Here is an 11,452-nt window from a genome sequence, read left to right on the forward strand (position 1 = left end):
ATGCAACAGATGAATTATTGTCTAATCTTCATCGGAAAGAAAATTCCATGCCCTATAAAGAGTTACAGGAGAAATTATGAACCCCAGGTTACTATTTGCTTTTGCAATATTCCTAGGATCATATTTACCTTTAAGTACTATTTTACTGGTGCAAGATATAGATGATAAGAAAAAAAATGGTGGTCTTTGCTGGGACTTCCTTACATCTGCTACATGCAGTATCCCACTTCAGAAGCCATTTCTTTCAATCGGTTTTTTTCTTGTCTGTCTGACGTGTTTTTTAGTATCTTGGATTGCATTAAAATTTGCTGGTTCTGAGGGGCAAAAGATAAAAATCATAGATTCTAAATACTGTCCTTCTGATTTAATGAATTATGTTCTTCCTTATATTGTTTCATTTATGAGTATAGATTATTTACAAACCAACAAGTTTTTGGGGTTTATTATATTCCTCCTCTGGCTTTTTTGGTTGTCATATAAATCTGGACAGATAATATTGAACCCAGTGCTTATGGTATTTAACTGGAAAATGTATGAAGTCACGTATCGATTTCCAGGAAGTCAGGATGTATTTTCTGGCGTTGTTTTATCCAGTCTAAGTATTGATCCGAACTCTGACTATGAGTACGAAACTGTACAGTCTGTCATTGTAATTGATAAAGGATGAGAATTATGCTTGAAACACTCAAGAACTTTAATATTCAAGAAGCAGAACTATCAGTTTGGATTTTTAAGAAGAGGGTTTCTGAAGGGAATCCAATATTCACAGGGAAATGGATTACTGTTGATCAAAGGTTGAAGCAAGAACTTATAGGCTTTATCGACGATGAGAGAGAAAACTATACTGAAGTAGTTAATTATTCTTTATTAGCTCAAAATAATGAAAATAGCCTTATGCAAATAGGTACGGGAGAAACGTCAGCGGTCTCAGTGGCAGTTGTCTCTGCGAACCAAACACCTGAAAAGAAAGTCACTGACATTAAAGAGCTTTCAAACTGTGAGTTCTATTCAGTAAAATTAGTCATAGAAGATGTTGTTCTACATTGTGTTAAAAAGACTGATTCATCTTGGAGCACTAAAAAAAGCAAAGGATTTAAGAATATTGTTTACAAAAATAACAAGCTTTCTATTGATGATACGCCTAAATTTAATATTTCTAGGGATTTTGATTTTTTTGTTTTGGAAGAGAATGTTTTTATTAAGAACAAAAAAATATTTGAGTCAGTTCTTAGCTATAAAAATGCACACATTTCTGATTTCGGTGAATTAGTGGATGAGGCCGAATTCAGTCAAGCTTTTACTGATGCGGAACCTTTGAAAAGATATGTTGGTAATAATGCCATGCAGTTAAGACGTGCCTCTGCGATTAAACAAAAGGGTTATTATAAAAACCCTGACTTTATGAGGAGTCTACAGGGTAATGCAAATCGCCTTAGACTTAATTTGCAATTTGATGCAAATGGAAAGATCATTGTGAATGATGAGTGTTGTGCGGATATCTTTCAGGCATTACTCGATCATCGACTACAATCCCACTTTGCTGCTCATATTTATGATGTGCCAAATGCTTCGATGGTTAGTTAAAGTCAATTTTTATTTATATAAATATATATTTTGGGATGGTGAAATTATCCATCCCATATATTTATAACTTAATTATTCTTAAGTCTTTCTTCAGGCGTTTGCCACTTTATCAAGCGCTCAATCGCTGACGTACCCGACAAGAATTGCCGTGCAAGTGAAAGCCGTTCGAGAACACTCTGTGAGCACACCCATTCCAGCTCCCCTCACTTTTTGATATTTCCAGGTTTTCAGCTGTAAGCATCCTGGCAGAAACAAAATTCACAATTTGATTATTAGTAACGGCACATGCCTGAAAGCCTTCAGGCTACTTTATCAGTCAAATAATTGCGGCCTTCTTTTTTGATTCAGGGGAGAAAAGTTTGGTGCAGCATCAATCACCGACTGCATATCTTCCCGGTTCCCGGCATTGTCCTGAAGCGTGCTGACTGAGAAGGGGTTGCCATGTAATTGCGCACGAAGGTTATCCCAACGTTGGTTGAGAACTTGCCAGTTCTGCTCGTCGTAAGTGCCTTTGAAGATCACCGGCATAAAATCTATGGTCGGTAATTCATCGCCGCGTTTACCCGCGCTCAGTGCTTCCTCAAGCTTTTTCTGCCAGAGGCTGTTCAACCGATCGACCCGGCCAATCTGTTGCTCTGCCACGCCAGGGTTCCATTCCGGATGCAGCATGATTACCGTTCTGCAGGCCAGGTGCAGGTTCAGTCCCTCTCTGGCGACCAGCGACTGAGCGACCAGAACAGAAGGGCGGCTGTGCTGGCGGTTGAAGGCCAGATTAATCAGGTTGCGGCTGGCTGCCGAGGTTTGTCCGTTCATCAGGCGCGCATAGTCACTCTCGCGACGGCTGTATTCTTCATTGAGCCAGCCCACAACGGTTTGCCAGCGTTGCTCCGCAAATTGACTCTCCCCGTCAACTTCTTCGTCACTGTCGGGGTTATCCCGGTCACGCGTGGCATTAACGATATCGGTAAAGACGTCTGCCAGGCGCGCAGGGGATCGCCGTTCTTCAGCGGTTCCGGTCAGCGAATAAATGGCCCTGGCAACGACGATCAAATCTTCATTATCATCGCGACGGGAGGCTCGTTGCTTAAAGACGTTAAACAGTGTTTTCACACTGTGGCTTTCGCAGGCCGATAATCCCTCATCAAGCCGTGAAATCAGGCTATTACGAAATGCGACACGGCTGTTATCAAGCTCTTTATATTGACTGGCAAGCTGTGCATTGATGGCCTCCTGGCTGGCCTCGCCGTCATATAATTGGCGCCAGGCACATTGAACGGCCTGCCACTCGGATGCAGGCAGCTGTTCATGTGGCCAGTAATCCTGTTTTGACTCCAGCGTTCGCAGCATTTCCCGTGCATTAAGTAACTTCACCAGTGCGGCCATCGGTCGGGTAAACCGGCCAAAAACCAACACTTTTTCATCGCGAGAGCAAACTTCCTCCACGGCTTCAACCGCAGCCAGGATCGCAGGATGGGTAAAGAGGGGTGTTTCTTCATCCGTGCTCAGAATGGGAGTGAGCAGGCTCTGCCACCATTTAGCACGTTGCAGGCGCTTATCCGGGCGCGTGTTGGTTTCTGGTTCAGTGACGTCCCGCTGCTCCGCTTCGGGCGTCGTCGTCGCGCCTTCTTCCGGAGTATTCAACAGCGTGGCGATACCATGACCGTTGCCAACCGTCAGTCGCAGTCGTTGCGCTGCGCTGTCTTCGTGCATCCGGGAAACAAACGAGAGCGCTTCGGCGGCGCAAATCGCCTGTATCCAGTTCATCGGCAGTGCGAAGGTATCCACCACGATCTCTTTTTTACGACGATAGGGACGCGTTGAGTGCTGATGGAATTTCTGCACAGACTCGTCTTCACGTTTGTCACGACGTAACAGATACGGGGAAAGTGCCTGCTCAAACGCAGCGGAAGCCTGGTAATACTTCTGTTGTGACAGGCTGCTGGCATAGTTTTCCCTGATGTCTGCGACGGCGGCCTGGTAATGTTCTATAGCCTGAATAGCTTCGGGAGAACTGACCTCAATCCGAGCCAGCATTTGTGCCCATTGCTGGCTGTCGAGTTCAATGGGCGTGGCGCTGACGGCCAGTCGTCGGGTTTCACTCGCAGGCTGAATGATATTTTCCAGCAAGCGATTCAGGCTGCTGCTTTGTCCCCGGCTTTTGTGCGCTTCATCGACGATAACAAGTTCAAACGTCCCGAGCCCAAGGCCCACACTGGTTTCAAGCTGTTCGCGTTGTGTTGAATACACACCAAAATCTTTATCCGACAGGGCTTTATCCCAGTCGATTTTACGCGTCAGCGATTTGATCTGTTTTCTGGCTGGATGTACGGCGGGCAGACGACGTATCGCTGCGCTGATTTTTTTAGCCGCAAGCTTGAGGTAAGGCTCGGTTAATGAAGGGCAATCACACCTTTCAGACCACTGCCAGCAGAGTTCCGGGAGTAATCCCCAGCGCCACGGATGACTATTTTCGCCCAACCGCCAGTTAGCCATAGCGTGGGAAACAATCAGACAATCTTCCTCAAACCAGGAGGCGGGCGGCGTCTCCGTTCCCCAGGCACTCATATATTGCCTGAGGCTAAGCAGCGGTGCTGAAGGGGTGACCCCTGCCGTTTTCAGCTCCTCGCGCCAGTTGGCCGCCAGCCCACCCGGAATCAAAACGGCGACTCGGCCGCCTGCCGCAATAACGCAGCGGGAAAGCACCGCGGCGATGCGGGTTTTTCCCATACCCACTTCGTCTGCCAGGATAATGCCATGATGTTCAATGCGATCGGCAATCGCCAGCAAGGCGGCTTTTTGCCCGGCATTAAGCGCTACCTGTTCCTGCGCAACCCGTTCGCGCAGTAACTTAGTAACGACAGGCCAGCCCTGAAAGTTATTCTTCATTTACGCTCCCCTGAAATGGTCCAGTGAATCAACACCCCATGCTTGTTCAATACGCATCAGCATCTGCAGATAATCCTGTCCTTTATCGCTCTGATCGTCCTCGGCGTACTCCGGCCGGAAAGGGGCTTCTCTCAGCGGGCTGAGTGGATTGATACCAAGATCAATAAAGCGGCTGATATCGCCGTTGTCGCTTGCCTGAATCAGCGCCTGCTCGAGGCTGCGGCACCAGTAAAGCCACTGGCTTTCAGGAAGCGTGGTCTGACGCCCGGCAATACCTTCGATTAACGCCATTACCTGCCTGACCGGTTGTGAGGAGACCGGCTGGTCGTCAGAATTTACCGCAAAAGAACCGGCGGCTGAGGTTGCCGACATGCTGGTTGTTTCGGCGAAATCCACGTCGGGTGTGTGAGGAAACCGGGAGAGCTGCCAAAGCACCTCTTCCAGATCGAGCGGCCGCAAAGGCGTTGCCGCAATGCGGCCAAGCGCATCAATAACGGGGATTTTTGCACTCTGCGCCCCGTTATCTGACGGCCAGGTAATGTCCACCCAGCGCGGCATTTCGCCCTGCCATAGAAAACCCTGCAAAACCAGGGCACAGGAAGTTCCGCCAGTTGCGAGAACGGTGATGTGATCCCCGGGAAATCCGGGGTAATGAAGGGTACCCTGACCGTCTGCAAGTGGGGTCCATTTGAGCCAGGTTATGGACGGTGCAAATTGGGGAGCGCGTTCCTCCATCTCCTGTCCCGCCTGAATGGGCGTTTGCAGAGCATCACAATCAATCTCTGACTGGATGGGTAGCAGCCATGTCAGGGTTTCTTCGGGTGCCTGGTTCCCTGCAGGGGTTCTCGCCAGCCGTTCCGGTGAAAAGAACACACCGGCTTCCAGGTTGCCCGTGCCGGTTTTCATTCGCTGCATAAAGCCAGGTCCGGTAAGGTTTCCGGAGCCCATATAAAGCCAGCACTGGGTCAGCGTGTCGCTGACATTGCGGTAGTTAGCACTGAATATAAATTTGGCATGCAGGGTGCGTTCAGTTTTTGCCAACTGAGAGGGGGGTCTGACAGTGATATGTTGCTCTCTGAGCGTTGCCACATTACTGGCAACCGCCTGACAAGCCTCAGGATTAACATAGAGATCAATTTCCGGTTTTTTTGTTAATAAATTGTCGTCCTGTAAAAGCTGGACAATTTTTTGTGGCACCAATGGTTTATCGCCTTTTCCCCCTTCATAGAAACCGGATCCCATCGCAAGATAATTTCTCTTTCCAGCGACATCAGGCTGTTCCAGCCAGGATTTCAACTGATTAAAGAGTGACCTTTTACGGTTGTCGACCAGACGGGGTTTGCCGCGGGCATATTGTCGGCATAGGTTGAGCCAGGCGCTGACATCCAACCGCGCCAGTCCTCCGGTCGTTAGCCGGTCGTTTATTTCTAATGACAATAGGCTGGTGTCACACCAGGAGGCGATCTCCTCAAATAAATTTTGCGCGGCACGAAAATCCGCACAACTTTGTTGAATATCCCCGGTGACGTTATCCAGCGCATCACTGGAGAGATCCAGACACCAGACCAAATCAAGGCTTTCCGTCAGTGTCTCTTTTGTCCAGTTTCCGGTGCTGACGACCAGCCGTAATCGCCATGCATCTTCCGGTTGGTCAGGCTTAAATCCCAGGAGAGCGACTTTCGCATGAAGTAAATTCAACGGTGGTGCTGACTTCATCTGGCAATGTAATACGCCGGGGACATCAACGGTGGTGATGGGTTTATTTCCGGCATCAAGAAAGAGAGCCAGTTTTATCTGCCCGTGATGAGCCCGCGTAGCCTGATTAAGGCAGCTAAAGCGATCCACTGCATTTTCCAGAAAGTCATCCGTTGCTGAATAACCACACAGCCAGCCAAAATGCCCCTTATAACCCTCAGGTGCATCAAAATAGTCGGCCAGGGAAGGGGGCAGTTTTGAGAAATCAGCCATTATTCATCGCCTTTTTAAGCCAGTCCGCCAGTTTTCCATGTAGATCAAGGTTGAGCAGGAACAGGTTGTGGATCCGCCACGATATTTCTGCAGGCCAGAAATCAGAGGCTCCTGCGGCATGTTGTTCTTCATCCTCGGTGTTCTGAGCGGACTGAGAGACCCCGCTATTAAAGGCCGGGCCCGGTTCAATCAGGTCGCCCTTTAGCTTGAGAATATGACCGTCACGGCTGACCAGTGCGCGCAATAGCGCCACAGGTTCCAGGGTACATTCGCTGCAAAACTGGTTTGCAGCTGCATCACTGTGCTGCAGATCCAAAAACGCTTGCGCGTAAAGCCTCAGCTTTTCAGCCGCGTCACCGATCGCCAGTGGAATTTCCTGATGCAAGGAGAGAACAGGGCCAGGACCACGCTGAGACATGTCATATTCGAGAAGATCCAGCAATCCCAGTGCCGCGTTTTGTGCTTTAAAGAAACAGGCACCTGCCTGCAAATCGTGCCAGTGAACGGATGAAATTTCGTCAGGGCGATCTTTCCAGCTCAATGGTTCAGGCGGGGACTGGCGCAGGCGATCCATCCAGAGCAGGGCGTCCCTGCGACGCTTGCTATCCTCGTCGTTGCCGGCATTTTCCAGCTGATTTCGTATCAGCAAACAGGCATCTTGCGATAAGGGGATTAATGGCGAATTGATGGTTTTTGGCGGCTTTCTGTCAGGTGAGCTGATCCATTTTTTCAGCTCAGCCATTTGCGGCGCTTCAAGCCTGACAAGTTGTTCGCCCGCCTGGCTACACTGAAAGGCGTTAAAGTTACGCTGAGCGTGAACAAATCCCAGGGCGGGCAGTGCTTCAATCGTACTCATGCGCATCGGTATGGTGACGTAGAAAGCGCGCCTTCTGGCGGCGCTGAAGGTCAAACTGTTAAATTTTAATGCGCGGATCTTTCGGATGCCACGCAGGCGACGATCCCCGTTCTTCCCCTCATCCTCCTGAAAGCCCTGCCAGCAGCAAAGCGCTTCAATGGCATTTGCGGCTTCGATATTGCTGACGTCCTTACCCATCTGGCAGGCTATCGCCACACCCTGTAACGCCATCATCAGCTGGCGCCCAAACCAGACGCCGCCCAAACCCGGCACAGCCCGATGATGGAAGCGTGCAACAATTTCGCTAAGTTGCAAGGTGCGCGTTCTTCTGACGGAAGGGACGGTTGCAGGTGCGCAAAGACCCCAGGTAATGTTGTTCAGACTCATTCTGTGGCATTCCCTTCCACAACCGGCTGCCGTTGAACGTTACTGACGGCTTCCCCAAAGGCGGCTAAAAACCACTTCAGCATGGCGCTGTCTACTACTGTGGCAGAGAATTCCAGGCGTTGATTGCCTATTTCCCGATGGGTTTGATCCAACGAAAGCGGTGATTCAATCAGATGGAATCCGGCGGTGCGGTCAATTTCAAACGTCAGATATACCTGATGACCCTCACCAAAGCCGAAGCGACCATCATCATCATACTTTTTCAGGTTAAATTCGGCGGGGCGCACAAAAGTGAATGTGCTGATGCTGGCTGCCAGAATACGATTTAGCGCCAGACTCCGTTCGTTGTTATACCCTTCAAAGCGGCAGACCAGATACAGGCGGGGGCCCTGCTGGGCCAGGCCCAGCGGCATCACCGAGTTTTCACTCTCTTTACCACTCGCATTACGGTAGGTGATCTTCAGCCAGCGGTTGAGATAGAGCGCTTCGCTTACCGATTCAAAAATACCTTCTGCTATAGGTGGCGGCAGCAAAGGCTGGCTGGTTGCCACGACCCTGACCTTGTCCGGCCACTCTGCTTCGAGCCGGCCGGTTGCGCTGTCGTGGAGATTACGATGAGCCTGAGTAAAAAAGCCCGTCATTGATCTTATCAACCGGCTGGGCAGAATCGGCTTAAGGTGTGCCTCGGCCATGGCCAGAATCAGAGATTCCTGCGGCGTTAGCATGGGAAGGGAAACGCCTTTTGATCCCTCTAGCCAGCGATATCCATAGGGGCGACTGCGTAAGTCGCACTCAATATCAAAATGAGTGCAGAGCATTTCCAGATGACGCTGGATGGTGCGTAAATCGCGCTCAATTCCCGCATGAAGTAGTTGTTCATGCAATTCTTTGGCGGTGGTTTTCCTGCCGCGCGGAATTCGTCGTAATAACTCAAGAGCGAGCAGTGTTGTTTCTATTGTTTCTGGTCGTTTGGCCATGATTTATTCCCTTTTCGGTCCACACGAAACTGATTAATGCATAAACCCAATTGCGACATCTTCTCGTTTTTTTACACGGCATTCCGCTTTCAAAGCGTTCACAAATGCGTTCGCGGATGTCAGTGGTTTAAATGTATGTTGGCGTGATACGACGAAAAAATCCCCAGGCGTCAGCAATGACAATCTCGCTAGTTCATTGATAGCCGAAGGTGAAGGTTCTCCGAGTTTCAGTTGTTTGCAATAAAGATTCAGCAGCGCAACTGCCTGATCATCGGCCATAAAATTAAAACGAACTTTCAGGTCGAAACGGCGTAATGCCGCTGCATCCAGCACATCGAACCGGTTCGTTGTGGTAATGAAAATCCCGTCGAAATGTTCCATCTGGCTGAGCATTTCATTGACGCAGCTGACCTCCCAACTTTGCCGGCACTCTTCCCGTGCGGTGAGAAAACTGTCCACCTCATCAATGAGCAGCACGGCGTTATCCCGCCAGGCCTGCTCAAAAGCCGCAGCAATATTCTGCTCGCTTTCACCGACATACCGGCCGAAAAGCTGCGATGCTTTTTTTTCAATCACAGGGAGCTTCAACTGTTCGGCCAGCCAGTAAGCCCAGGCGGTTTTACCTGTACCCGGGGGGCCATAAAGACAAAAGCGGGCTGAATCAGCGGGCGACAAGGTAGCGGCAATTTCACCCAGCGGGCAGTCACTGTTAATGAATGCCATGTCATAAAATCCAGGTGATTTGACTTTAGTTTTTAGCTTTATCGGCAAATGTCCCTGTGCCTTTAGAGTGCTGTTAATTAAAAACATTAAATAGTGAGCATGCTTCTCTTCATCCAGTTTATCTTTGAGGGAGTGCAAAATGGTTCCGGCCCGTTTTACAACGGCAGGGGCCAGATATGGGATGTTGGCAAGTTGTGAAATGTCATTATTCGAGAGTGTTGCACCACAAGCCTCAAGCAGAATAGTTTCCCGCTGTGCCCGGGGAGGGGCGGTTAATTCTAAAACGATATCAAACCGGCGGATGTAAGCAGGGTCCATTTCGCGGATCTCATTAGAGACCCACAGGGTAGGAACCCTGTTTTCTTCAAGCAGGCGGTTAACCCACGCTTTTGGCACGGGCTGGGGGAGGGTTGTCAGCGATCCCGGGCATTCATTAAAAACGTCTTCCGCTTCGTCGAGCAGGATGAGTGTTTTTTCCCCGCCAAAAAATCGTTGCGCCGCCCGCCATGCGCGCAGGCGACGGCTGCCACCGATGGGCCTCGCGGCTTCATTTTCGCTGGTAACTTCATAAATCTCGCTGTTTAACTCTTCGGCCAGCAGCCGGCAGAGCTGGCTTTTACCCGTTCCCGGTTGCCCATAAATCAGGATATTCACACCGACGCGGCTGGATTGAAAAGCATAATGAAGCCACTGCCTCATCATATTGACTGCCGGAATATGCTGGTAATCTTCTAATTTGAGATGTGCAGGTTCGCACCGGGAAATCATCCCCCCCAGTAGCCTGGCTGGATCGGTTTCACCCGCAGACAGACGCTCAGAAAATGTCGGAGAAAATGGCTCGAGCTTATTGCGTAACGTATAAGCGCCATTAGTTTCCAGATTCACGAGACCGGTTTTTGTTAATACACTCAACGGCCCTAATGCGAAGCGGACATCGTCCTCCGTGAGATCCAGTATTGCAGCCAGAGCCCTGTAAACTCTGGCTGAAGTCATTGCGCCAAGGTAATCAGCGGCATCATCTAGCAGTTGCTCCTGATGAAGCTGCAAAGTGAATTCCAGAATTAAGCTTTCAGCCGGGCTGAGCCCAATTCGTCGGGCCAGGCTCTCTAATGCTTGTTGAAATTCAGAAGGTTTCGCCATCGGGGTTTGCCGTTCAAGCTCCGCATGACGCAAACGCAATACCCCCAGTATCGACTGCTGTAACTGATGATTGAACTCCTCATCTTCATATTTTGTCAGATTAAGATATCCGGCCAGAGGCTGATTATTGAATCCATGCTGAGTCATGAACTGTTTATGCGCACCTAGCCGGAAAAAAAGACGTAATATCCACAGTTGCAGAGTGTTATCACGTTCGCATGATTGAATAAGTTCAGCTGTTTGAGTATTTTTCATTTTATCCCTCCTAAAAATCTTATTTTCTCCATGAGCGTGACAAGTTGTGTCGCAATGTATTTTCATTGGTTTTATTTAATTCATGAACATGGTGCGACACACTCTGTCACAGGCTCGTGTTATAGCAGGAGAGTGATAAAGAGGAGTGATAAAATATAATTTCACTGGCTTATTCTCTGTGGAATTAAATCTGGTATGACTTTTATTTCATAATAATAAAATTACTCAATATGGCACGCATCTCCTGGTATATCGTCACAGCGGAAAGCGATCCGCTGTGCGGCAGGGGGAAAATGCTGTTTTCCCATGCAGGATATCGCTGGCTGTATCAGTTCATCGGATAAGCTGTAATTTTCTTTCCTCTGGTCAGGCCCTGATTAGCCTGTTCATTTAATTCAAACAATACCGGGAGCAGGTGCGCTGAGGCTTTCAGATAGGCGCTGACCTGCCGGATCCCTTCTGGCGGTAATATCTCGCAGTTTTCTAACCCTTCGCTTAAGCATAACAAACCCTGGCATAACCCTCCGGCAGACTCTGACGTCAGGGCGATGAGATCGTAAAGCTGAGCTTCTTCAAAATGACTGAAATCCAGCCCGGCAATGAGTGAGCAAAAAGTGGTAATTGAGTTCTCGGTGAAAGCAGTGTTGTTATCGGTATCGGTCATGAAGAGCATTCC

8 protein-coding genes are annotated in these 11,452 nt (G+C 49.2%); 2 read left to right on the top strand and 6 right to left on the bottom strand.

Annotation, left to right across the window (positions count from 1 at the left end):
• Nucleotides 1–76: 76 nt before the first annotated feature.
• Both CWS43_RS01155 and CWS43_RS01160 read left to right on the top strand, forming a co-directional pair.
• On the top strand, nt 77–667 hold the full coding sequence (locus CWS43_RS01155) for a hypothetical protein (RefSeq protein WP_101075039.1): 591 nt from the start codon (nt 77–79) through the stop codon (nt 665–667).
• A gap of 5 nt (nt 668–672) precedes the next feature.
• Nucleotides 673–1,584: a Kiwa anti-phage protein KwaB-like domain-containing protein gene (locus CWS43_RS01160; protein ID WP_157825341.1), complete on the top strand. Its 912-nt coding sequence runs from the start codon at nt 673–675 to the stop codon at nt 1,582–1,584.
• 312 nt (nt 1,585–1,896) lie between these two features.
• Here CWS43_RS01160 and CWS43_RS01165 read toward each other — a convergent pair whose 3' ends face one another.
• From CWS43_RS01165 to CWS43_RS01190, 6 genes are all read right to left on the bottom strand, one after another.
• A complete protein-coding gene (locus CWS43_RS01165) occupies nt 1,897–4,470 on the bottom strand; it encodes an SNF2-related protein (RefSeq protein WP_101075041.1) in 2,574 nt (857 codons plus the stop codon).
• Nucleotides 4,471–6,438: a hypothetical protein gene (locus tag CWS43_RS01170; RefSeq protein WP_232776602.1), complete on the bottom strand. Its 1,968-nt coding sequence runs from the start codon at nt 6,436–6,438 to the stop codon at nt 4,471–4,473.
• Nucleotides 6,431–7,681 (bottom strand): hypothetical protein, encoded by a 1,251-nt coding sequence (locus CWS43_RS01175; RefSeq protein WP_232776603.1) that lies wholly within the window; start codon nt 7,679–7,681, stop codon nt 6,431–6,433. The genes CWS43_RS01170 and CWS43_RS01175 overlap by 8 nt, the downstream gene beginning before the upstream one ends.
• Nucleotides 7,678–8,658, bottom strand: coding sequence for a YafY family protein (locus CWS43_RS01180; protein WP_101075042.1), 981 nt, complete (start codon nt 8,656–8,658; stop codon nt 7,678–7,680). The genes CWS43_RS01175 and CWS43_RS01180 overlap by 4 nt, the downstream gene beginning before the upstream one ends.
• Before the next feature lie 33 nt (nt 8,659–8,691).
• Nucleotides 8,692–10,776 (bottom strand): ATP-binding protein, encoded by a 2,085-nt coding sequence (locus CWS43_RS01185; protein WP_101075043.1) that lies wholly within the window; start codon nt 10,774–10,776, stop codon nt 8,692–8,694.
• Nucleotides 10,777–11,104: 328 nt separating this feature from the next.
• Nucleotides 11,105–11,440: a hypothetical protein gene (locus tag CWS43_RS01190; protein ID WP_101075044.1), complete on the bottom strand. Its 336-nt coding sequence runs from the start codon at nt 11,438–11,440 to the stop codon at nt 11,105–11,107.
• Nucleotides 11,441–11,452 lie beyond the last annotated feature (12 nt).

This window comes from Rahnella sp. AA, assembly GCF_002834385.1.
Lineage (GTDB): Bacteria > Pseudomonadota > Gammaproteobacteria > Enterobacterales > Enterobacteriaceae > Rahnella.